Source organism: Billgrantia kenyensis, assembly GCF_013697085.1.
GTDB classification, from domain to species: domain Bacteria; phylum Pseudomonadota; class Gammaproteobacteria; order Pseudomonadales; family Halomonadaceae; genus Halomonas; species Halomonas kenyensis.
The window spans coordinates 1-22,502 of the sequence record NZ_JACEFT010000029.1 but is presented as its reverse complement, the minus strand read 5'-3'; the positions used below and the strand labels follow the sequence as shown (position 1 = coordinate 22,502).

Genomic DNA, 22,502 nt, shown 5'->3' with positions numbered 1-22,502 from the left:
TTAAGGGCCCCTATAAAAGCCAGGTCAGCAATTTCACATTCCTCAGGCCTGGCCTGTACCGATTTTGGTCAAGGGAGAGGCAGATGGCGGCATCTCAGCGGCAGCTAGCTCCAACGACTCATCCGCTTCGTCCTCACTCTGCACCGCAGGATCGCGCCGGTGGAGCTTCGGCGGCGGTGCTACCCAAGCTCTGAGCCGCTGGCCAACCTGCTGATAGAAATGCGGTACGGCCTTCTCCAGTTCCTCGATGAAGATCTTGTTCCCGGCGAAACGGTGCCCAAGATCCGCCATGTAGAAGATTTCGAAAGCGCTAGGCACCACATCGGTAGCGGGCGACTCCAAGGTGGTTGCGTCTTCCAGCACGCGCGCCAGGGTTTCTTGAGATTCTTCCGCTCGCCCTGGCCGCACCGCTTTGACGAACATGCTCTCCGTTTCAGCACGAGATAGTTGCTTCGCCAACCAGTTAACCCTCGCTGAGCTACGCTTTTTGTCCTGCGGTGCCGCTAGCCGCATGGAGCAGGTTATCGTGCGTTTGGTGAGATCTGCTATGACATTCAAATCTGCTGCGGCATCTGGCACGTCTAGGCAGCAGCTGAGGACCTTCTCTTTTGCCAACAATTCACAGTCTTCTTTTAGGCGAGCGACAGGATCGGTACGGTGTGCTCTTGGTAGCTTCAGCTTCACCGGTCTGCCTAGCTGGCGGCTCATTACCAGACACAGGTCGCGCTGCTCCTGATGCCAACTCGACACCGTGTTCTCCACTTCCTCCGTATTCTTGCCCAGCACCGCACCGCTCTTGACCTTGCCGACGACCTCCTTCCATTCTCGGTTCATGCTGTCGAAGCGTGTAATGCCACTGGACTCGTGGTTCAAGTAGCGCAGCACCTCCTCCAGCAGGAAGCGTTGGTCTGGAGAGGCTATCTCTCCTGATTCCAGCAACAGCGTTGCCTGAGTGACGGCGTACATCCAGGACCAGTGGTATAGCTCGATGCCCTTCAGCATCGACTTGGGCACCTTCACCGGATGGTGGGAAGGCATGGCCACGAACTGATTGGTGATAGTGATGACGGCATCGACCTTGTGTCTCTTGGCCTGCAGCAGGTACTGCTTCAGCTGCTCTTCGCCCACTTCAGCGTTGCCGATCTTGGCTTCGATCAGAGCCGTCCAGGTCTTACGGCCCGATTTCAGCACAAGCAAGCCATCCGGCCGGTCATTTTTGGCAGCGTCCGGCTCGGCTTCCAGAACGATCTCCGTCCACGCCCCCAATGCCGCGCGGCTGCCCACACGCACACCCAACGACGCGAGCATTTGCTGACGAAACTCGTGGACGCCCCTCAGGGCGGCCAGTAAGACAGAAGCAGCTCGCTGCTCACGGCTGGTATCGGCAACAACGGGTATGAGCCGGGCTACATCAGCCCGCTTGACGAAATCGGGACGCTCCATGATCTATCTCCTGCGTATTGTCATTGTTCTTTTAGGTGCCGCTGCGGTACAGCGTCTCACTAGGAGCTGCTGCCATACGATAGAATCAAGCAGCTCAGCTCTTAGTGTGCCAGCGCTCCTCTCCCATTCAGCGTAGCCGCACTCATCGAAATTCACCATTTAGGCTCAGCAGCCGTATCCAGGGAGGCGCCCAAGTCGGACAGAGTGCAGCAGGACCTAAACGACTACTGTCACCTACAACACAAAATGGCCGCATCAGGGCCGCAAAATAACGAGGCGACGCCCTATGCCGTCTTCAAGCAAGGACTCCCTAAAGCGACGAAGAAGGAACCCAGGCAAAACGGCAGAAAATACTGCTTAACTGTAGGGAACCCACGGGAGCATCTGTCAGGCGAACACCATCACTGTATAACCTTCACTATACATGTGAAAACTCACTAAACGAGATTCTTTTCCTTCAATAACATGTGCTCCTTTTGCTTATCTGGCATAAATAGCACACGATTCCCCCTTAACGACTCTGGATACTTATTCAAGCCCGTTGAAATAATGACCTGAAAATCAACCCCGTAACACTGCAGCTTTTCTAACTGACTAATGCAATTAATCAGGTGTTCTAATTCAATTCCGGCAGTTTCAGGAGTATCAATAAGCAAGAAGCGGGGGAATGTCACCGTTTCATCAGACAAAGCCAAATGCATAAGAGTAATAAAATACATCAGCCGAATAGAGACAAGTGAGCTTGTCTCACGATAGAGTCCGTCATTGATTGAAGGCAAATAGTTATCAAGCCTAATCTTCGCCGATCTGCAATCAGGCAAGGTGTTTTTCATTAATTCGTCATACTTGCCACTAAATGCATTTACTTTTGAAGTTACGTCCTGCTGAGCTTTAATCTCAAGCCCTTTTCTTTCCAGCTCAGCTTCTTTTGCTTTGGAACTAATCAGATCGAAATCCTTCTGGAAACACTCTAACTTTGACTCGATCTCTAACAACCGATTCAAGCTTGCCACTTCTTCTCTAAGCTGCAATATTTTATCATCAATATCATTTAGGCTTTCAACATCAATAATCTCATCAACTCGCCCAAGTATATCCTTCAGCTTGTCACGCAACACCACAGTTTTCTTCTCTACCGATTCGATTTCTTTCTTTACTTCTTGAACTTCAGCATCACAATCATCATATGCGGTTTTAATTGTTGATAGCGCCTTAAGCTTCGTCTTTAGAATATCCTTATACTCTTTTGACGTATAAAAAAATCTTTCATATTGCTCTTCTTCAATAGAAGCACCGCAAACACAATGACCTTCCATACGATCCACATGGCTTAAGCAATATGGGCACGTATCTGATGTAAAAAGATTTAGTTGATCGTGGGAAAATATTACTTTTTCAATTCGTTTGATTTCTGAAGCAGCCTCATTTCTAACTACATTCAACTTATATCTCTCATCAAGAGTAGAAATTAAAACCTCCTTTAATCGGCTTAGCTTCAGCTCACATTCAATTAATTCAGACTTACATGACTCTATATCTTGGTTGATTGTGTTTGTCCCAAGCCTATTACGTTTAAATGCTTGCCTAGCTTCATGAAGCTTGTCTATCTGCTGCTCCTTGTCAGAAATATCTTTCTGCAAAAAGCTAACATTTTTTGCCTCGCCGTTTTCCCGCATCTTATCGGCTAATCGCGTATACTCGTTCACCACTTCCTTAGCTAAACCCTTTTCTCTCGTTAGCTTCTTTTCCTCGACAATAGAGTCGTAGTACTCAGAATATGCCTTGCCGACCAAGAGCTCGAAAATAGCTTTTCTAACCAACTCAGAATCAGAAACATATATTGAGTTCGTGTCTGGCTTTTTATAAATACTTTCAGGGTTCGGTTGTTGATCGTGATAAATCAACCGCATCAAATCTGATATATTTATCTTAAATGTATTATATCCATGGAAAAGTTCAACTACAGATATTTCCAGCTTTCCAAGAATCCAGTCGGAAAAAATGTACGCATCCTTGCTTCTATTAACAGGATATATTTCAGTTTTATCTTCCGAAAGTACATACCTTACCTTCTCTTCAAGCAAGGTCTTTTTATCTTCCGAGTATATTTCTTCAGTCACCCGCCTATAGGGGATTATAGTTATTTCATTATCCCCAAAGTAGCGTCTCAATAAATAGCTTCCATCATTGATCGAGATATAAAGATCGACATAATTGTTACTATCTGATGTTATTTCATCGTGACGTTTATCGTTATTTCTTCTAAATATTGGAACCTCACCACCCAATGCAAAATAAATTAAATTGCAAAATGTACTTTTTCCCGTCCCATTATCACCCTCAACTAATATGATGTTTTTATCGAACTCTTTAGACTCAAAATAATATTTAGATCCCTCATACACAACCTTATTGACTCGCATCAGACCCATGTTCTAACCCCGTTTTCAACATAAATTTTATTTAACATGGTATCCAGAGTTAATGATGCCAACCGCCCTACCTTCTTTGATACATTTTTTATATTCTTACATTCCGAATCGAAGACGTTGTTGCTCAAAAAGTCATCAGGCAAGTTTTGCTTAGCCAAAGTCACATCAATTTCTTGAGCCTTGCCTCTATTCAGCTTTACATAGCCTCTCTTCTCAAGCACAAATAATAACTTAAGTATTTCACTTCTACGAGTTAATCCATTGGAATAGCTATCAAGCAAACATTCATAGTCTTTAGGATTCAATTCCCTTTCAGAAGAATTAGAAATCAAATAGACTATCTTATCGTCATTGATAATGTCAGTTAAAAATGCCAACTTTCTATAGTCTCGAAAGTATTTTCCATCTCGGCAACCTAAATTATCCAGAATAACAAAAACGGAGTAGCAGTATAGATAAAAATCTTCACCGCTTAGGTACATTAGCCTTTTCTTTTTGCTTGGCTCACTCATCGCTACACTCATCAAAAGCTAAAAAACATTCATCAAAAAGATTCCAAATAACTCCCTCTATTGTTTTATCATTGGAAATCGTATATTTATAATCAGCTTTTAACTTAGAAATATCGTCTACAGCTTTAGATACAAGGACTTTAAGAACTGCATCTAAATCATCCCCGCTTCCAGGCGCTTCATATCTATCATTTGAAAAATATTCCTCACAAGCTTCAAAAACACGATACTTCAAAGACAAGAAAGACTTGTCTGCCTCTCGCTCTTCATACTTAGATCCACTTGCTTTCCTTGCCAACAGTTTGATTCGACGATCTGAAATATCCTCTATTACTGAAAGCACCTTTTGTTTCAGGTTTCGCTTGTCGGTCACATCCTTTTCTAACTCAGCAATATAGCGCCATGTAGGATCAATGCTTTCATCCGGGATTTGAGACTCTGCTTCTTTAAAAATTAGTTTCACATCTGAGCTATGAACCAATTTATCAACTAAATTTTTACTATTTTGTCTTTCACTCAACTTATCCATTAGCAAGCAAAATATTATGTTTTCTTTGCCTATGTGCGCATTATTATGAAGGGGTGAGGTCTCAATATTTTTCAAAACCGTCTGCTTGAGTGCATCCTCATCTTCCTGACCGAAATACCACGATATTTTGCTCAAAAACTCCTTAAATCTATCAATAGCTAGACCTTGAAGTGTTTCCAAGTTCCCTGATTTGCATTTATCTTTATATTGCGACGCGTACTCTTCAACAAGAACGTCTTTTACTAAACCAACCACCTCGTCTGAAGCATCACCTAACGACTGAAGAATTTCTAATATTGGTTTATCGGGAAGAGTTATTTCTTGACCGCTATCGAGTTTTGATTTTCTCTCTTTCCCAATATTTCTTGTTGTATAAAAGCCCAAGTAAACCTTATCACTGGTGCGAAACTGGTCCACATAAATATCAAAAAAACTGACTAAGGTATTGATAACCGGCGGACTGAAGATTGTAAAATTCCCATTCAAATCATAATTCTTGTCCTCTTCAAAATAATTGCTAACTTCCCCAGCGACGATAGTCTGATGCGAGACATCTTCAAGATTTTCAACCGCAGTAAAAAATACAGTGTTTGTATCCTGGCTAATTGTCTTAAGCATCAGCTTTATCGCCCTTATGAGCTGTAATCTAAAGCCTTTTCCAGAGTCCCCAGCTTCCCTATCAATAGTCTCTGCTATCATACAAAAATATCGCCGCCTTTTATTTTGAACAAGGCACACAAACAGCCTTTAAAAGTTAACGTCAGAGCGCACCGGCGCACATTAGTGCGTCCGAGTGGCGCGGCTTGTTATACAATATACCACCATTCCTTTTTTGGATTCCAAGCGTAGTCATAATAACTACTAACTTTTTCGCCCATGATTGCATACGAATAACCAGCCCTCAATTTGTATTTTTCGAGATTTTTTATTACAGCTGCTGGAATGCCGTTCTCACGAAAATAAACCAATGTAGGAAAATCCCGTGTTCTGCTATCATTTGGACCAATATTCATACTGTTTGAAAACAAACTTGGAATTCTGATAACCTCACTATCGCTTACCAAAGATAGCTCTAGATTGAGCCCGCGGCATTCGTTTTGGCTCAAATTTGCATACTGCAAGACAGTTTGGTGAACGTTTACACTCGTTCCTTCGAGGGTTCGTCGGTCGTTGTGTACTTGCAAGAGGAGCTTCGGTTTCTGAGATTCTTTAAATACTGATAAATTCACAAAATACCCGTACACAACAAACACCGCCGAGACCAAGCCACCTAAAGCGGTAACAATATAGACTATAATTGTAGTTTTATCCGCGGCATCAAAACTCTGACTTGCAACCCAAAATATAGCCATCGTTGCTACTACAAATAAAATAGCGGAAAGAATAATAGGTAATTTCATATCTTCCTTTCGTGTAGTTGTTATTAGATTACATGGTTTGATATCGGATGAACGCGTATGCTGCCTTTGCCCATGGCCGCTTTGGGTCGTCTGCACTAAGATTTCACCCAATTAATTCCAAAGGTAAATTAACGAATAAAGCTGCCTTTATCTGACAAAGCACGCTACCGCCCGGGGATGACATCCTTTCCCTGCGACAGCCCTGTCTGCGTTGTACCTACCTGTTCTATCGGCGGTCGTCTCGGCGACCTTAACCCGAGTAAACAAAACCCTGTAACGAAATGCAAAGAAAACGGGCTTACCAAATGGTAAGCCCTTGATCTCGGTCAGCCTAGCCGCGTCAGGCGTTCTGCCTAGGCCTGCCTCACTCCCACTCGATCGTTGCGGGAGGCTTGCTGCTGACGTCATACGTCACGCGGGAGACGCCGCGGATCTCGTTGATGATGCGGTTGGAGACCTTTTCAAGCAGCTCATACGGCAGGTGCGCCCAGCGTGCGGTCATGAAGTCGATGGTTTCCACGGCGCGCAGGGCGATGACCCATTCGTAGCGGCGGCCGTCGCCGACCACGCCGACTGACTTGACCGGCAGGAACACGGCGAAGGCTTGGCTGGTCTTGTGGTACCAGTCGGCGTTGTGCAGTTCTTCGATGAAGATGGCGTCGGCTTCGCGCAGGATGTCGGCATACTCCTTCTTCACTTCGCCGAGGATGCGCACGCCCAGACCCGGCCCCGGGAAGGGGTGGCGGTACACCATGTCGTAGGGCAGGCCGAGTTCCAGGCCGAGCTTGCGCACTTCGTCCTTGAACAGTTCGCGCAGCGGTTCGACCAGTTGCAGCTTCATGGTCTCGGGCAGGCCGCCGACGTTGTGGTGCGACTTGATCACGTGGGCCTTGCCGGTCTTGCTGGCGGCGGATTCGATCACGTCGGGGTAGATGGTGCCCTGGGCCAGGAAGTCGACGCCCTCGATCTTGCTGGCCTCTTCATCGAACACGTCGATGAAGGTGTTGCCGATGATCTTGCGCTTGGTTTCCGGGTCATTCTCGCCTTCGAGCTTGCCGAGGAACAGCTCTTCGGCGTCCACGCGGATCACCTTCACGCCCATGTGGCGGGCGAAGGTTTCCATCACCTGGTCGCCTTCGTTCTTGCGCAGCAGGCCGTTATCGACGAACACGCAGGTCAGCTGGTCGCCGATGGCCTTGTGCAGCAGCGCCGCCACCACCGAGGAGTCCACGCCGCCGGAGAGGCCGAGCAGCACGTGGCGATCGCCCACCTGGTCGCGCACGCGGGCGATCTGATCTTCGATGATGCGCGCCGGGGTCCAGAGTTTCTCGGCGCCACAGATGCCGACCACGAAGTGCTCGAGGATACGCATGCCTTGCAGGGTGTGGGTAACCTCGGGGTGGAACTGTACGGCGTAGAAGCGCTTCTCGGGCCAGGTCATGGCGGCGATGGGGCAGCTGGGGGTGGAGGCGGTCACGGTGAAGGGCTCCGGCGCGCGGGCCACCTTGTCGCCGTGGCTCATCCACACGTCGAGCAGCGCCTTGCCGTCGTGGTCCACGTGGTCCTTGATGTCGCGGAACAGGTCGTCGTCGCTGTCGACCTTGACTTGGGCGTAGCCGAATTCCTGCTTGTTGGAGCCCTCCACGGCGCCGCCGAGCTGCACCGCCATGGTTTGCATGCCGTAGCAGATGCCCAGCACCGGCAGGCCCATCTCGAACACGCACTCCGGCGCACGGGGCGAACCCGCCGTCACGGTGGATTCCGGGCCGCCGGAGAGGATGATGCCGTTGGGGGCGTATTCGCGGATCTCTTCCTCGGTGATATCGAAGGCGCGCACTTCGGAGTACACGCCGATCTCGCGCACGCGGCGGGCGATCAGTTGGGTGTACTGGGAGCCGAAGTCGAGGATGAGGATCTTGTGGGCGTGAATGTCGGTCATCGGGTCGTCTCTACTGGCAGCGTATGGCGGCGGGCCAAGGGCAAGGCGTCTGAAAAGCGTGCGGCGGGATGAGTCCCGCCGCGTTTGTTTCTTTCGAGCTGGCGGTTATCCAGCTCGGTAGTTCGGCGCTTCTTTCGTAATCTGTACGTCGTGAACGTGCGATTCGGCGAAGCCGGCGCCGGTGATCTGCACGAACTCCGGCTTGGTGCGCATCTCCTGGATGTTGTTGCAGCCGGTGTAGCCCATGGAGGCGCGCAGGCCGCCCATCAGCTGGTGGACGATGGCGCTCATCACGCCCTTGTAGGGCACGCGGCCTTCGATGCCTTCCGGCACCAGCTTCTCGGCGCCGGCGTCCTTGTCCTGGAAGTAGCGGTCGGCGCTGCCCTGGCTCTGGGCCATGGCGCCCATGGAGCCCATGCCGCGGTAGGCCTTGTAGGTACGGCCCTGGAACAGCTCGACTTCACCCGGGGCTTCCTCGGTGCCGGCCAGCAGGCCGCCCACCATGATCGCGCTGGCACCGGCGGCAATCGCCTTGGCCAGGTCACCAGAGAAGCGCACGCCGCCGTCGGCGATCAGCGGGATGTCGAACTCCTTGAGCGCTTCGGCGACGTTGGACACCGCGGTGATCTGCGGCACGCCCACGCCTGCCACCACGCGGGTGGTGCAGATGGAGCCGGGGCCGATGCCCACTTTGACGCCATCGGCGCCGGCTTCAGCCAGGGCGCGGGCGGCGGCGGCGGTGGCGATGTTGCCGCCGATCACCTGGATCTGCGGGAAGTGCTCCTTGACCCAGGCCACGCGGTCGATCACGCCCTTGGAGTGGCCGTGGGCGGTATCGACGATCACCACGTCGACCCCGGCCTCTACCAGCGCGGCCACACGATCGGGGGTTTCCGGACCGGTGCCCACGGCGGCGCCCACCAGCAGGCGGCCGTCGGCGTCCTTGGCGGCGTTGGGGAAGGTGCGCGCCTTCTCGATGTCCTGGAAGGTGACCAGGCCGCGCAGGTGGAAGGCATCGTCCACTACCAGCATCTTCTCGACCCGGTGCTCCTGCATCTTGGCCTTGATCACGTCGAGGCCGGTGCCCTCGGACACCGTCACCAGCCGCTCACGCGGGGTCATGATGTCGGAGACGCTGTCGCCGTGGTTGGGCTGGAAGCGCATGTCGCGCTCGGTCACGATCCCCACCAGGGTTTCGCCCTCTACCACCGGAAAGCCGGAGAAGCCGTATTCCTGCGCCATGGCGAGCAGGTCTTCGAGCTTGGCCTTGGGCCCGACGGTCACCGGGTCCTTGACGATCACGCTCTCGTGCTTCTTCACCTTGCGCACTTCGGAGGCCTGAGCGGTCACGCTCATGTTCTTGTGGATGATGCCGATGCCGCCTTCCTGGGCCATGGCGATGGCCAGGCGGGCTTCGGTCACGGTATCCATGGCGGCGGAGACGAGGGGGATGTTGAGGTAGAGGTCGCGAGTCAGGCGGGTCCGCAGGCTGACGTCCTTGGGCAGGACTTCCGAGTAGCCGGGTAGGAGTAATACGTCGTCGAACGTAAGAGCTTCTTGGGCCATACGTAGCATAGTCGGCAACACCCAGTGCTGGTGGGGGAGGGGAAAAGTTAATCGACCATTATAGCGCTCGGGCCAAGGCGCGGGCAATGCGAGTCCGGGCTTCGACAGAGCTGCCGCCCATCCCTGTCACTGCCTCCATCGCTCCGCCCTATCGCCATTTCCTAATTACTCTTCGACACAGTCCGACACCGACTTTAACTTACAGCGGCAAGAACGTGATCTAGGTTGAGAAGTGCACGACGGGTCCACTCAAGGAAAGGAGTGACGCAAGATGAATTGGGATCAGATCGAAGGCAAATGGAAGGAAGTAAAAGGTAAGGCCCGCACCAGTTGGGGTGAGCTTACCGATGATGAGCTGGATCAAGTCGGCGGCAAGAAGGATGAGCTGATCGGGAAGATCCAGAAGCGCTATGGCCTGGAGCGCGAGGAAGCAGAACGCCAGGTCGACGACTGGGCAAACAAGCTCTGAAGAAACAAGCTATTACGCTTGCGCAGCCAAAGCAATCCAAGGTCTAAGGACAGGTCAAGGAGAGTAATCATGCAGAAGCGTGCACTGACTATCGCGGTAGCGGCCATTGCCGGTGGCCTCGCCTTCGGAACCCAAGCCGTTGCACAGGACGACCCGCAAGCGGCACAGGGCCTCTACTCCGCCGATGACATCATCGGTGCCGACGTCTACCACGTGGATGATACCGATGAAGAAGTCGGCAACGTCGAGAACATCCTGCTGGATGACGACGGTCAGGTTGCCGCTCTGGTCGTCAGCGCCGGTGGCTTCTGGGGCATGGGCGGCGACGACGTTGTCGTGGGCATCGAGCACTTCACCATGGAAACCGACCGCGACGATGACGGCATCTTCGGTCAGGACCAGGTGACCCATCGCATTCTGGTCGATGCCACCGAGGATGAGCTCGAGAACTTCCCCGAGTATGACGAGCAGTGGTTCGGCGACGAGCAGGACCGCCGCAACCAGGAGCGCGGCGACCAGGAGGATGGCGTGTGGCAGACCACCGGCACCGCGGGCACCGGTGCCGTGGGCGACGATGGCGACACTGCCTTCCGCGACGGTGAGGCCGATGGCGACACCGTGGGTGCTACCGATGGCGTCGATGAGGATCGCACTGATCGTGACGATGCCGACGACGATGCCGAGTACACCGATGAGGACATCGCCGACGACTTCGATTGATAGCCGTTCGAACGAAGCAACCCTCCCATGACGCAACCTTGCGCCGGGCTCGCCCCGGCGCTTTTTCGTGGTTGCTCGGGCATGCCAGGGCGAAACCATCGTGCTAGCCTGTGGGGCTCTTGTCAGGTCCTGGAAGTCCACCCATGCCGCCGCCCACCGATAACGCCCTTTCCGTCAGCGAAGTGAATCGCCGCGCCCGGCTGCTGCTGGAGCAGGGCATCGGTGAGGTATGGGTCGAGGGCGAGCTCTCGGGCGTGTCGCGTCCGGCCTCGGGGCACCTCTACTTCACTCTCAAGGACGCCTCGGCTCAGCTGCGCTGTGCGCTGTTTCGCAACCGCGCCCGCTTCGTGGCGGCCCCCATGCGCGACGGCGACCGCGTGCGGGTGCGCGGCCGGGTGTCGCTGTTCGAGCCGCGAGGCGATTACCAGCTGATTGCCGAGGCGGTACAGCTGGCCGGTGAAGGCGAGCTGCTGGCGGCGCTCGAACGGCTCAAGCAGCGCCTCTCTGCCGAAGGCGTGTTCGCCAACTCGCGCCCCCTGCCCTGCCCGCCTCGCCACCTGCTGGTGCTCACATCGCCCAGCGGCGCGGCGATCCGCGACGTATTGGCGGTGCTCAAGGCGCGTTGGCCGCTGGCCAGGGTCACGCTGATCGCCGTGCCGGTGCAGGGTCGCGAGGCCGCGCCAGCGCTGATCGCCGCCCTTGGCCTGCTCAATCGCCAGCAGGCGCTGGACCCTGAGCAGGATGTGGTCTTGATGACGCGTGGCGGAGGTAGCCTGGAGGATCTGTGGGCATTCAACGACGAGCACCTGGCCCGGGCGATCTTTCACTCGCGTCTGCCGGTGATGTCGGCGGTTGGCCACGAGGTAGACGTGACCCTGTCGGACCTGGCCGCCGACGTGCGCGCGCCCACGCCTTCGGCTGCCGCCGAGATGCTGGTGCCGGACAGGCGCGACCTGGCGCGCCGCCTGACGGGACTCGAGAGCCAGCTCCAGCGTTGCGCCCAGGCCCGCCTCGAGCGCGAGGCACAGCGGCTCGACCACCTGCGCGCCCGGCTGCGTCATCCCGGCGAGGTGCTGGCGCAGCACCGTCGTACCCTGGGCGAGCTGGATGCCCGCCTGCAGCGTGCCATGCGTGCACGGCTCGCGGTCGAGCGCCAGCAGCTGACCCACCTGCAGCGACGCACCAGCGCCTGCCACCCGCGGCGCGAGGTCGAGCGCGCCGAGCAGCGCCTGGCCAGTCTCCGGGCCCGGCTCGAGCAGGCGACGCAGCGTGAGCTTGCCCGGCAGCGCGAGCGCCTGGGCGGCTTGGCGCGCCAGCTGCAGGCGGTGAGCCCGCTGGCCGTGCTGGGGCGCGGCTATGCCATCCTGCAGAATGACGAGGGCGCTGTGATACGCCGGGCAAGCGATACTCAGCCCGGCCAGACGTTGACCGCGCGGCTCGGTGAAGGCCGGCTGAAGGTGGAGGTGAAGCGCCGCCTGAAGTGAAGAAAAAAGCTGACGAAAAAGGCTGACGAAAGCGCCCGATGCGGCAGGCATCGGGCGCTCTCTTTCAAGTATCGAAGTCAGGCATCGAAGCCGGCTTCAGTCGGGCTTGAAGGTACTCGGCTCAAGCTCGTGGCGCGACAGCAGCTTGTAGAAATCGGTGCGGTTGCGCCCGGCGATGCGCGCGGCCTGGGTCACGTTGCCTTCGGTGATCTTGAGCACCTTGACCAGATAGCTGCGCTCGAAGCCGGCGCGGGCATCGTTGAAGGTGGGCAGCGCACTGTCCTCGGCGGCCAGCGCCTGAGCGACCAGCGCCTCGGGGATCATCGGTGAGCGGGTCAGCGCCACGCACTGCTCCACCACGTTGACCAGCTGCCGCACGTTGCCCGGCCAGGCGCTGGTGGCCAACAGGTTGAGCGCCTCCGGCGAGAACCCCTTGACGAACGGCTTGTGCCGCTCCGCCGCCTGGGCCACCAGGTGGCGCGCCAGCAGCGGCACGTCCTCGGCGCGGTCCTTCAGCGCCGGCAGCTTGAGGTTGACCACGTTGAGGCGGTAGAAGAAGTCCTCGCGGAACTCGCCCTGGTGCATCGCCTGGCTGAGGTCGCGGTGGGTGGCGGAAAGAATGCGCACGTTGACCGGAATCGACTGAGTCGAGCCCAGCGGGCGGATCTGGCGCTCCTGCAGCGCGCGCAGCAGCTTGACCTGCAGCGGCAGCGGCATGTCGCCGATCTCGTCGAGGAACAGGGTGCCGCCCTCGGCAGCCTGGAACAGCCCCTTGTGGTCGCTGACCGCGCCGGTGAAGGCACCCTTGGCGTGACCGAACAGCTCGCTTTCCAGCAGTTGCTCGGGCAACGCGCCGCAGTTGATCGCCACGAACGGCTTGCTGGCTCGCGGGCTGGCATCGTGAATGGCGCGCGCCAGCAGCTCCTTGCCCGAGCCGGAAGGGCCGGTGATCAGCACGCTGACGTCGGACGATGCCACCATGCGTGCCTGCTCCAGCACCCGCTCCATCTCCGGGCTGCGAGTGATGATGCTGGCTCGCCAGGCATCGACCTCGCCGCTGCTGCCGGTTGGCATGTGGGCGAGCGCCTCGTCGATGGCACGGAACAGTTCGTCGCGGTCCACGGGCTTGGTGAGGAAGCTGAACACCCCTTGCTGGGTAGCGCTGACCGCATCCGGAATGGAGCCGTGAGCAGTCAGGATGATGACCGGCAGGCCCGGCACTTCGCGCTGTATCGCCTGGAACAGCGCCATGCCGTCCATCTCGTCCATGCGCAGGTCGGAGAGCACGATATCGGGCTGCTCCGCCTCCAGCTTGCGCAACGCCTCCGAGCCACTCTCGGCCGTGGTGACCCGGTAGCCTCGGCTCTCCAGGCGCATGCCCAGCAGACGCAACAGGCTGACATCGTCATCGACCAGCAAAACGTGGGCATTGGTTGCCTTCGCGCCCGAGGTGCGTCCCGCTGACCTGCGAGCCTCGTTCTTGCGTGTTTCGGTCAGGCGTGCCGCTTCCATCACGTCTTTTTCTCCCCATTCGCTCAGGGCGATTGTTGTCTCAAGTTCATGTTCTGCTCAATGGCGGACAGCGCCTCGAGCTTTTCGGAGAGTTCGCTGTTTTCCTGCTGCAGGGCTGCCACCCGAGCGCTTGCATCGGCGCTCTGGCGGGCCAGCGAACGCCGCCCTTCGACTTCATTGCGCCAATAGCGAAGCAGTAGCTGAAGGTCGGCCGGCGCTGCTGGCGCATGGGTCTGGTAGAGCTCGGAGGCCTCGCGCCATTGGCGTTCGCTGCCCCAGGCCAAGGCCACGGCACGCGCCAACTCGCGCTCGGCCTCGCTCCGGCTGTAATCGTTGCTGAGCTCATCCAGGGTATCGCGGCGCCATTGGCTGTCACCGCGCTGGGATTCCAGGCCGAATGCCACCCAACTGGGCAGCAGACAGGCGTTGTCCTCAAAGCTTGGCTCCACTTCATGGCAGGCTTGCGCAGGCGGCTCCGGTTCTTCCGGTTCGGTCATGCCCATCTGTTCGGGCAGGTACTGGCAGCCGCCCAGCACCACCGCCAAGCCACTTGCGTAGAGGCACACTCTTGCCTTCTTCATTCTCCGCTCCTTGCGCATATGCCCGTTCCAGCGGGCTCCGTTTTTTCTTTTGTCAAAGGAACCGACTGACGCGGCAACGTCAGCCGGAAGCACACATCGAAATCCTTGTCTTCGACCAGAGCCAGGCCGCCGCGCTGGATGCGGGCACAGTCGGCAGCCACCGAGAGGCCGATTCCCGACCCCTTGAGCGGCCCCTTGCGCCGTGAACGGCCCTGATAGAAGGGTTCGAACAGCATCGGGCGGTCGTACTCGGCGATGGGCTCACCGGTATTCGCCACATCGAGGATCAGGTGCTCGCGCCCGGCATGGGCGCGAATCGTCAAGTCGCCGCCATCCTCTCCATAGGCGATGGCGTTGGAAACCAGGTTGTCGAGGATGCGCCCGACGGCGTTGCGATCCACCACCCACTCCAGCGGGCCGTCAAACGCCGTGACCCGCATGCCCTTGTGTTCCAGTGCCAGCCGGTGCTTGGCCAGGGTGGTCTTGACCAGCGTTGCCAGGTCCACCTGCTCGAGGATGATGCGCTGGTTGTGTTGCAGCAGGTTATAGTCGAGCAGCTGCTCGATCAGGCGCTGCAGCTCGCTGCCGCTGGCGTCGATCAAGGTGAGAATCTCGCGCTGGCGGGGCGTCATCTCCCCGGCCACGCCATCGGCCAACAGGGCCGAGCCTTCCCGCACGCTGGCCAGCGGGGTCTTGAGCTCATGCGACATGTGGCGCAGGAACTGCTGTTTCTGCGCCTCGAGATCGCTGAGGCGGGTCGAGAGCCAGTCGAGCCTGTCACCGAGCTGAACCAGTTCGGCAGGCCCCTGGATGGTGTCGCGGTCGTTGGTCTCGATACCGCTGCCCAGGCTCAGGATACGTCGCTCGAGCTGGCGTACGGGGCGAATGATCAGCCAGCTGAACAGCAGCATCAGCAGCAGGCTTGCTGAGACCAGCGCGGTGGTCTGCAGCCATAGCCGCGACTGCACCGCATCCGCCCTGGCGCTGATCATCTCGATACTGGCGTCGATCTGGCGGCTGGTGGCCTGCCGCATCGCTTCGGTGTGTTCGGCGAACGGAACGAACAGCGCCAGCCACACCTCGAGCGCCTCGGGCTCGAGATTGGGCAGATGGGAAAGCAGCATCAGCTGCTCCTCGAGAGCGATGACATCCGAATCGCCCGGCAGGAAGCGGCGCTGTTGAGACAGCAGCTCCTGGAATTCGGCGTGCCGCTCGGCATAGAGGTCGAGCAGACTGTCCTGCTCGAGCACCGCATACTGGCGGGCACTACGCTCCATCTCGACGGCAAGATTGCTCATGACCCTGGCCCGACGGCTCTCTTCCACCGCCTGGCGGGCGCTGACATCAGCCAGCCGAGACAATTCGGACAAGGCCTGGCCCGCCTGGTACATGAGGACACCCAAGGGCAACATGACGACCAGGAAAGCGAGAAGCACGAGCTGCAGCAATGAGCGCGGACGCCAGCGGCGCGAGACCCTTTTGGTCATGACCATTGTTCTATTCAGGAGAAGGTAAGGAACCACCATGGCACATTCCTGAAGGATAACAGAGTTCCGCGCTCGACTACCGCCCCTTGGGCGTAACCCCTCGTGAAAAAAAGAGGGCCGGCTGGTGCCGGCCCAAGTACGCAGGGAACTGAAGGGGTAGAAAATATAGGCATTGATCGCCTGGCCGAGCCATGTCCCATACTTTCCGTGGGCCCTAAGGCCCCGAAGCCCCTCTCCGACCTTGTTTGCCACCAGGAGCAGTCGGTTCGGGCGAGCGGCAAGCCGCTCTGCTTCGTTCCTTGGCGCCACCGCGACGAAGCTTCGTCAGCGCTGGCCCGAAATTCGATCCCCCGAAGGGGGATGAGGCATCCTAGCCAAGGGCATCCTTGCCCACTTGGTACCATTCCATGCCTGTCGGCGGTACCCGTCTCATCGCAACCTAAGTTACACATCGCGGAGCGAACGCCAATCGTCTCGATGCTCGGGTCGCACAGGGCATGGGGGGGTGGTGTTCCCCGAGCCTCTCGACGATCCGAGGTGATTCGAGCCGTTTGAATCACCTCTTCGTTGCTCACCTTGAGTAGTGCCAGTTACGTGCCAAAAATTTCAACTCATCATATTTTTCAAAAGCTTAAGTAAAGAAAAAAGTTGGCATGGGGCGCGCCGCAGAAAATTTCGAGGAAATGGGGGGCTTATCGAGCCCTGATTCGTCACCCTTTGGCGACACCGATCTATACCGGCCAAAGAAAGAAAAATGAAAACAGGAACTTACAATGTTGCCTTTTGGAGACAAGCTTTCGACCCATGTTGCCCCAGAGCGACAGCCGCCGCTCCAAGGGTTGTTCCCGAGCGGCGGCAGGCCTCTCCGAGGCCCTTCCTGTCAGGGTTTCGGATGAGCCCCGGGAGGGGTCAGGAGAGAGACTTGGTGAGGATCTTCGACTTCCGGGCGTGGTTGTAGGTATCTCGCTTCAGCATCGGCAAAGCCTCGATGTCCGAGGCACGAAAGCCATGTTCCACGAACCAGTGGGCCGTGTGCGTGGTCAGCACGAACAACGCATTCAGCCCCAGTCGCCGCGCCCGGCGTTCGATGCCGGTGAGCAGCAGCGAGCCGCGTGCTCCGCCCCGGTAATCGGTATGGATCGCCAGACATGCCAGCTCGCCCATGTCGGCATCGGCGAAGCGATGCAGCGCGGCACAGCCGATGATCATGCCGTCACGCTCTATCACCAGGTAGTCGTCGATCTCGTGCTCGAGTCGCTCGCGGGAACGCGGTACCAGCATGCCGCGCCGCTCCAGCGGCTCGAGCAGTTCGAGCAGGCCGCCAATGTCCTCGAGCCCGGCCGGGCGTAGCTGCTCGTAGCGATGCCGGGTGATCATGGTGCCCACGCCATCGCGGGTGAACAGCTCGCCCAGCAGCGCATCGTGATCGTGCCAGGAGAGCAGGTGCGTACGGGCCACGCCGTTGCGAGCGGCAGCGGATGCCGCAGCGATATGACGCGCCTGCTCGCTGCCCGGCTCGGCGTGGCTCAACAGCGGCTCGGCTTCGTCGGGGCTCAACTGGCGCTGCAGGGCGCCGTTCTCGTCGTAGAGCCCAGGCGCCTCGCCCATCAGAATCAGCTTGTCGGCAGCCAGCGCCATGGCCGCATGCTGGGCCACCTCGGCGGCGTCAAGGTCGAACACTTCGCCGGTACTGGAGAAGCCCAGCGGCGGCAGCAGCACCAGCGAGCCACGATCGAGCAGCCCCTGCACTGCCGAGACCCGTACCCGGCGCACCTCGCCGCTGTGGTCATAGTCGATGCCCTGGCGCACGCCCAGCGGCTTGGCCATCACCAGGTTGCCCGAGACGGCCGTCAGCTCGACCCCGTGCAGCGGGGTATTGGGCAGCCCCAGCGACAGCCGCGCCTCGAGCCACAGGCGCTGTTCGGCGGCGACCCGCTCGACGCAGGCCATGATCGCCTCGTCGGCGACCCAGCGCCCTTCGTGCCTGCGCGGCACGATGCCGGCCACGTCCAGCGCCTGCTCCACCTGGGGGCGAATGCCGAACACCACCACCAGCCGCACGCCGAGGGTGTGCAGCAACGCCAGGTCCTGGATCAACTGCTCGCCTCGTCCTCGCGCCATGGCCTCGCCCTCGATCAGGATCACGAAGGTTCGGCCCCGATGCGCATTGATGTAGGGGGAGGAATTACGGAACCAGTCGACAAAGGGGAAACGAGTATCCAAGGCCGCTCTCCGGCAGCAGGTGAAAAAGGAGGGGTATAGCTCGACTATACCAGAGCGACGAAAACGGCGGCACCACTGCGGTGCCGCCGTCTCCGGGTCCTGCCCTCAGGGGTCAGCCAAAGATGGCCTTGAACATGAAGAAGAACACGATCGCCAGTCCCGCGCCGGCCGGCAGGGTGATCAGCCACGACATCACGATGGTGCCGATCACGCGCAGGTTCAGCGCTGCCATGCCGCGGGCCAGGCCGACCCCGAGCACCGCCCCCACCAGGGTGTGGGTCGTGGAGATCGGCAGGCCGGTGCCCGAGGCCAGCACCACGGTAGAGGCCGCCGCCAGGGTGGCGGCAAAGCCGCGGCTGGGGGTCAGCTCGGTGATGCCGGTGCCCACGGTGGCGATCACCTTGTGGCCGTAGGTGACCAGGCCCACCACGATGCCGCCGCCGCCGAGTACCAGCACCCACCAGGGCACCAGCGCCGCGGCATCTATCGTGCCTTCACTGCGCACCACGCTGATCACCGCCGCCAGGGGGCCGACGGCATTGGCCACGTCGTTGGAGCCATGAGCAAAGGCCATGGCACAGGCAGTGAAGATCATCAGCACGCCGAACACCCGCTCGACGCTGCCGTAGCCGAACTGGTCGCCGAGGCGTCGCTCGCCCTTGACGCGGTTCTCCAGCACGATGCCGATGCCCATGACGCCGATGCCCAGCAGCACCGAGAGCAGGAAGCTCTGGCCAAAGGTGAAGTCGAGCCCGACATGGGTCAGCCCCTTGGTCAGGGTCACCATGGAGATGATGAAACCGACCAGGAAGATATAGAAAGGCACGGTACGCTTGGCCGCGGCGAAGGGATCCTTGGCCTCGAAGATCAGGTGCTGTACCGACTTGAACAGCAGGAACGAGATGGCGCCCGCCAGCAGCGGTGAGATGACCCAGCTGGATGCGATGATGCCGACTCGATTCCAGGCCACGGCCTCCATGCCCAGCCCCACCGCGCCGAAGCCGACGATGGCACCGACGATGGAGTGGGTGGTGGAAACCGGCCAGCCCTTGGCCGAGGCGATCAGCAGCCAGAGTGCCGCCGCCAGCAGCGCCGAGAGCATGCCGTAGACAAGCAGTTCGGGGTTGGCCTGCAACAGGTCGGGGTCGACGATCCCCCCGCGAATGGTCGCGGTGACCTCGCCGCCGGCCAGCCAGGCGCCAAGGAATTCGAAGATGACGGCGATGATGATCGCCTGCTTGATGGTAATGGCCTTGGAGCCTACCGAGGTCCCCATGGCATTGGCGACATCGTTGGCGCCGACGCCCCAGGCCATGAAGAAGCCGAAGAGACAGGCCAGGACGATGAAGACGAAGCCATACTGCGCAATGATCGACATAGGGGGTGGTTCCTATGTAGCTGTCGGGTGATGGGCATACCGCCCCGGGATCGCCGGTGGCAGTGTCCTACCGGGCAGTGAGGATCTGCAGTCGACTTCCGACGCGCTCGGCTCGATCGGAAAGCTCGCCGACCCAGTCGATGATCTTGTAGAGGAAGACCACGTCCACCGGCTTGAGGCGATCCTCGAGACCGAAGAGTTCGCGCCGGATGGCGATCTGCTGCTGGTCGGCCTGCTGCTCGAGGATGTGCAGCTCGCGGATCATGTTGAGCATCACATCGGAGGCATGGCGGCCGAAGCCCGATTCGAGCAGGTCCTGGAGCTCCTCGAGGGCTTGGCGCGCCTGGGCCACGCAGGCCACGGCGGTACGCATGTAGTCGCGCATGGGCTGGGCCAGCTCGGCGGGCACCTGCATGCGACGGCCCAGCATGATGCCGGTGATGTCGCGCACCTTGTTGGCGATCTTGTCCTGAACGGTGATCAGGTCGAGCAGGTCGGTGCGCGAGACGGGCAGGAACAGCGTGTTCGGCAGGTTGAGGCGAAGCTCGGTCTTGAGGTTGTCGGCCTCGTGTTCCAGCCGAGTGATGGTTTCGCGAACCTTGGCAGCTTCCTCCCAGTCGCCCGTGAGCGAGGCCTCGAAGAAGGGCAACAGCTGATCGGCACACTCGTTGGCCTTGGCGATATGCGCCAGCAGGGGCTGGAATGGCGAGCGTCCGAACATCGCCGAAAACGGATTGGGTTTGACCATGGCATGGATGCGCTTGTGAAATGGCGGCGCCAGTATAATGAACGGTGACCTGTCACGTCATTGAAATATTTACTCATCCGTTTGCACGGGCGGTTGGCGAGAACCACAAGGGGAGCAGGGAGAAGATGAGCCACGAGATCGAGATGAAGCTGGCCCTGGGGGAGTCGGGAGTGGAACGGCTGCTGCTTCACCCCTTGCTGCGCAATGGCGTCGATGGCGCCCATCATCTGGCCAATACCTACTACGACACCCCCGAAGGCGACCTCGAAACAGCACGGATGGCACTGCGCCTGCGCCGCCGCGACGGCAGCTGGGTGCAGACCCTCAAGACCAGCGGCGAGGGCAGCGGCGGCCTCAGCCACCGCGGCGAATGGGAGTGGCCGGTGGCGGGCGACGCGCTCGACCGGGTCGGCTTGGCCGGACTGCCCCCCTTCGCCGAACTGGGCGGCGAGGTTCTGGAGCGCCTCGAGCCGCGCTTCTCCACCGACTTCGAACGCCGCCTGTGGCGGCTGGAACTGGCCGAGGCCACTATCGAGATCGCGCTGGACCAGGGTGAGATCCGTGCCGCTGGCCGACACGTACCGATCCGCGAGCTGGAACTCGAACTCAAGGACGGCGACCCGCGGGTGCTGTGGCAGCTGGCTCGGACTTTCGCCGAGACGGTACCCCTGCGCCCTGCCGATGCCAGCAAGGCCGTGCGCGGCAGCGCCCTGCTCAGCGGCCGCTGGACGCTGCCCGAGGCCACCGCGGCCAGCGAGCAGCTGCACCGCGCGCTGCTGGCACTGGATGCCTACCAGGATACCGGCGATGCTGAATTCCACAGGCAGGCCCAACAGGCCCTGCAGGCGATGGCCACAGCAGGCGACAGCGATGCCAGCCATCTCGCCGCCAGGCTGGCCTATCCGGACTGGCTCGATGTCGGCTTCGGCCGCACGGCGCTGCGCCTGGCGCAGCGGCTGACGGCATAGTGCAGCCCGAGCCAGGGTGGCGTGTGCCATGAGTAAAGCACAGCAAGGAGGTGCAGCATGAGCGAGCCATTCGGGCCTGCCGCCGAAGGGGTGCGCACGCGGCTGTTCCAGGTCATCTTCGAGTCCGACACGCCCCTGGCCAAGGGCTTCGATATCGTCCTGATCGCGATGATCCTGGCCAGCGTGCTGGTGGTGATGCTCGACTCGGTCAATCACCTGGGCGCCGCTTACGGCGAGTGGTTCTACTGGCTGGAGTGGGGCTTCACCCTCATCTTCACCATCGAGCTACTGGTGCGCATCTACATCCTCGACAAGCCGATGCGCTACCTGCGCAGCTTCTACGGCATGATCGACCTGGTGGCGATCCTACCCACCTGGCTGATGCTGCTGATTCCCGGCGCCCAGACCCTGGTCATCGTACGCCTGCTACGCGTGCTGCGTATCTTCCGCGTACTGCGCCTGATGCAGTTCGTCGGCGAAGGCCGCCTGCTGGTGGATGCGCTGGTGCGCAGCTGGCACCAGATCTTCCTGTTCCTGTTCACCGTCTTCCTGCTGGTGACCCTGTTCGCCGCCCTGGTCTACATGATCGAGCCCGACGAGGCCGGCTTCACCAGCATTCCCATTGCCGTCTACTGGGCCATCGTCACCCTGACCACGGTGGGCTATGGCGACATCGTGCCGATAACGCCGATGGGCCAGGCGATCTCGACTCTGGTGATGCTGATCGGCTACTCGATCATCGCCGTACCCACCGGGGTGTTCTCCGCCGAAGTGATCCGCTCGATCCGCGCCGACCGCTACTCCGACCAGGCCTGCCCCGGCTGTGGCCACGACCGCCACGAGAAGCGAGCGCGCTACTGCCTCAAGTGCGGCACCTGGCTGGACGAGGAGACGCCCGACCCCAACGCCCGTTAGGTACTCTTTCGCACGCTCTCAACAGACACTCGCACCACTGCTGCAATCACCACCAACTTAAGAATAATTAGGCAAGATCTTGCCCGCTGGGCAACTTCTTGCCCGCCCCGGGCAAGATCTTGCCTAATTCCACTTAGCTCCAACCGCATCAATTCCAGGCAACTTATTGTATTTATACTATTTACCTGATTCTGGC

Annotated in this window: 18 protein-coding genes; 5 read left to right on the top strand and 13 right to left on the bottom strand. The window is 58.6% G+C overall.

The genetic code is table 11. The features are described from left to right. Nucleotides 1-42: 42 nt before the first annotated feature. From H1D44_RS17385 to guaB, 7 genes are all read right to left on the bottom strand, one after another. Nucleotides 43-1,443 carry a hypothetical protein gene (locus tag H1D44_RS17385; RefSeq protein WP_220128152.1) on the bottom strand — a complete coding sequence of 467 codons (1,401 nt, stop codon included), beginning with the start codon at nucleotides 1,441-1,443 and terminating at the stop codon, nucleotides 43-45. 437 nt (nucleotides 1,444-1,880) lie between these two features. Next, nucleotides 1,881-3,875 carry an AAA family ATPase gene (locus H1D44_RS17380; RefSeq protein WP_181516334.1) on the bottom strand — a complete coding sequence of 665 codons (1,995 nt, stop codon included), beginning with the start codon at nucleotides 3,873-3,875 and terminating at the stop codon, nucleotides 1,881-1,883. Next, nucleotides 3,866-4,387, bottom strand: a complete 522-nt coding sequence (locus tag H1D44_RS17375; RefSeq protein ID WP_220128151.1) for a helix-turn-helix domain-containing protein — start codon at nucleotides 4,385-4,387, stop codon at nucleotides 3,866-3,868. Before H1D44_RS17375 ends, H1D44_RS17380 begins: the two co-directional genes overlap by 10 nt. Beyond that, the gene (locus tag H1D44_RS17370; protein ID WP_181516332.1) at nucleotides 4,380-5,615 is read right to left on the bottom strand and encodes a hypothetical protein; all 1,236 of its coding nucleotides are present in this window, start codon (nucleotides 5,613-5,615) and stop codon (nucleotides 4,380-4,382) included. The genes H1D44_RS17375 and H1D44_RS17370 overlap by 8 nt, the downstream gene beginning before the upstream one ends. 107 nt (nucleotides 5,616-5,722) lie before the next feature. Beyond that, on the bottom strand, nucleotides 5,723-6,316 hold the full coding sequence (locus H1D44_RS17365; protein ID WP_181516331.1) for a hypothetical protein: 594 nt from the start codon (nucleotides 6,314-6,316) through the stop codon (nucleotides 5,723-5,725). A gap of 364 nt (nucleotides 6,317-6,680) precedes the next feature. Continuing rightward, nucleotides 6,681-8,255, bottom strand: a complete 1,575-nt coding sequence (gene guaA, locus H1D44_RS17360) for a glutamine-hydrolyzing GMP synthase (protein WP_181516329.1) — start codon at nucleotides 8,253-8,255, stop codon at nucleotides 6,681-6,683. A 105-nt stretch (nucleotides 8,256-8,360) separates the two neighbouring features. Next, entirely contained in the window at nucleotides 8,361-9,830 is a 1,470-nt protein-coding gene (guaB, locus tag H1D44_RS17355) for an IMP dehydrogenase (RefSeq protein WP_181516327.1), read from the bottom strand. Between the two features lie 262 nt (nucleotides 9,831-10,092). Here guaB and H1D44_RS17350 point away from each other — a divergent pair, with 262 nt between their 5' ends. The 3 genes from H1D44_RS17350 to xseA all read left to right on the top strand — a co-directional run bounded on the left by H1D44_RS17350 (nucleotide 10,093) and on the right by xseA (nucleotide 12,494). Further along, nucleotides 10,093-10,290 (top strand): CsbD family protein, encoded by a 198-nt coding sequence (locus H1D44_RS17350; protein ID WP_181516325.1) that lies wholly within the window; start codon nucleotides 10,093-10,095, stop codon nucleotides 10,288-10,290. Nucleotides 10,291-10,359: 69 nt separating this feature from the next. After that, nucleotides 10,360-11,010, top strand: coding sequence for a PRC-barrel domain-containing protein (locus H1D44_RS17345; protein ID WP_181516323.1), 651 nt, complete (start codon nucleotides 10,360-10,362; stop codon nucleotides 11,008-11,010). Between the two features lie 143 nt (nucleotides 11,011-11,153). Further along, entirely contained in the window at nucleotides 11,154-12,494 is a 1,341-nt protein-coding gene (xseA, locus tag H1D44_RS17340) for an exodeoxyribonuclease VII large subunit (protein WP_181516321.1), read from the top strand. 96 nt (nucleotides 12,495-12,590) lie between these two features. Here the strand turns inward: xseA and glrR are convergent, their stop codons facing one another. From glrR to H1D44_RS17310, 6 genes are all read right to left on the bottom strand, one after another. After that, nucleotides 12,591-14,006, bottom strand: a complete 1,416-nt coding sequence (glrR, locus tag H1D44_RS17335) for a two-component system response regulator GlrR (RefSeq protein WP_275299070.1) — start codon at nucleotides 14,004-14,006, stop codon at nucleotides 12,591-12,593. Nucleotides 14,007-14,029: 23 nt separating this feature from the next. Next, nucleotides 14,030-14,587: a hypothetical protein gene (locus tag H1D44_RS17330; RefSeq protein WP_181516319.1), complete on the bottom strand. Its 558-nt coding sequence runs from the start codon at nucleotides 14,585-14,587 to the stop codon at nucleotides 14,030-14,032. Then, nucleotides 14,584-16,074, bottom strand: a complete 1,491-nt coding sequence (locus tag H1D44_RS17325; protein ID WP_181516317.1) for a sensor histidine kinase — start codon at nucleotides 16,072-16,074, stop codon at nucleotides 14,584-14,586. Before H1D44_RS17325 ends, H1D44_RS17330 begins: the two co-directional genes overlap by 4 nt. Before the next feature lie 909 nt (nucleotides 16,075-16,983). Further along, nucleotides 16,984-18,297, bottom strand: coding sequence for an amino-acid N-acetyltransferase (gene argA, locus H1D44_RS17320; protein WP_181516315.1), 1,314 nt, complete (start codon nucleotides 18,295-18,297; stop codon nucleotides 16,984-16,986). A gap of 112 nt (nucleotides 18,298-18,409) precedes the next feature. Next, complete coding sequence (locus H1D44_RS17315) at nucleotides 18,410-19,675, bottom strand: inorganic phosphate transporter (protein ID WP_181516313.1); 1,266 nt, start codon at nucleotides 19,673-19,675, stop codon at nucleotides 18,410-18,412. A gap of 67 nt (nucleotides 19,676-19,742) precedes the next feature. After that, nucleotides 19,743-20,423: a TIGR00153 family protein gene (locus H1D44_RS17310; RefSeq protein ID WP_181516311.1), complete on the bottom strand. Its 681-nt coding sequence runs from the start codon at nucleotides 20,421-20,423 to the stop codon at nucleotides 19,743-19,745. A gap of 125 nt (nucleotides 20,424-20,548) precedes the next feature. On the opposite strand from H1D44_RS17310, the gene H1D44_RS17305 reads away from it, so the two are divergent. Together H1D44_RS17305 and H1D44_RS17300 are read left to right on the top strand one after the other, a co-directional pair. Further along, a complete protein-coding gene (locus H1D44_RS17305; protein ID WP_181516309.1) occupies nucleotides 20,549-21,391 on the top strand; it encodes a CYTH domain-containing protein in 843 nt (280 codons plus the stop codon). Between the two features lie 57 nt (nucleotides 21,392-21,448). Beyond that, a complete protein-coding gene (locus H1D44_RS17300; RefSeq protein WP_181516307.1) occupies nucleotides 21,449-22,306 on the top strand; it encodes an ion transporter in 858 nt (285 codons plus the stop codon). Nucleotides 22,307-22,502: the final 196 nt, after the last annotated feature.

Coding starts and splice junctions, on each gene's coding strand:
- H1D44_RS17380 (WP_181516334.1), bottom strand. CDS start 3,875: ATGGGTCTGATGCGAGTCAATAAGGTTGTGTATGAGGGATCTAAATAT.
- H1D44_RS17310 (WP_181516311.1), bottom strand. CDS start 20,423: ATGGTCAAACCCAATCCGTTTTCGGCGATGTTCGGACGCTCGCCATTC.
- guaB (WP_181516327.1), bottom strand. CDS start 9,830: ATGCTACGTATGGCCCAAGAAGCTCTTACGTTCGACGACGTATTACTC.
- guaA (WP_181516329.1), bottom strand. CDS start 8,255: ATGACCGACATTCACGCCCACAAGATCCTCATCCTCGACTTCGGCTCC.
- H1D44_RS17350 (WP_181516325.1), top strand. CDS start 10,093: ATGAATTGGGATCAGATCGAAGGCAAATGGAAGGAAGTAAAAGGTAAG.
- H1D44_RS17375 (WP_220128151.1), bottom strand. CDS start 4,387: ATGAGTGAGCCAAGCAAAAAGAAAAGGCTAATGTACCTAAGCGGTGAA.
- H1D44_RS17365 (WP_181516331.1), bottom strand. CDS start 6,316: ATGAAATTACCTATTATTCTTTCCGCTATTTTATTTGTAGTAGCAACG.
- H1D44_RS17330 (WP_181516319.1), bottom strand. CDS start 14,587: ATGAAGAAGGCAAGAGTGTGCCTCTACGCAAGTGGCTTGGCGGTGGTG.
- H1D44_RS17325 (WP_181516317.1), bottom strand. CDS start 16,074: ATGACCAAAAGGGTCTCGCGCCGCTGGCGTCCGCGCTCATTGCTGCAG.
- H1D44_RS17385 (WP_220128152.1), bottom strand. CDS start 1,443: ATGGAGCGTCCCGATTTCGTCAAGCGGGCTGATGTAGCCCGGCTCATA.
- H1D44_RS17370 (WP_181516332.1), bottom strand. CDS start 5,615: ATGATAGCAGAGACTATTGATAGGGAAGCTGGGGACTCTGGAAAAGGC.
- H1D44_RS17305 (WP_181516309.1), top strand. CDS start 20,549: ATGAGCCACGAGATCGAGATGAAGCTGGCCCTGGGGGAGTCGGGAGTG.
- H1D44_RS17315 (WP_181516313.1), bottom strand. CDS start 19,675: ATGTCGATCATTGCGCAGTATGGCTTCGTCTTCATCGTCCTGGCCTGT.
- H1D44_RS17345 (WP_181516323.1), top strand. CDS start 10,360: ATGCAGAAGCGTGCACTGACTATCGCGGTAGCGGCCATTGCCGGTGGC.
- H1D44_RS17300 (WP_181516307.1), top strand. CDS start 21,449: ATGAGCGAGCCATTCGGGCCTGCCGCCGAAGGGGTGCGCACGCGGCTG.
- glrR (WP_275299070.1), bottom strand. CDS start 14,006: ATGGAAGCGGCACGCCTGACCGAAACACGCAAGAACGAGGCTCGCAGG.
- xseA (WP_181516321.1), top strand. CDS start 11,154: ATGCCGCCGCCCACCGATAACGCCCTTTCCGTCAGCGAAGTGAATCGC.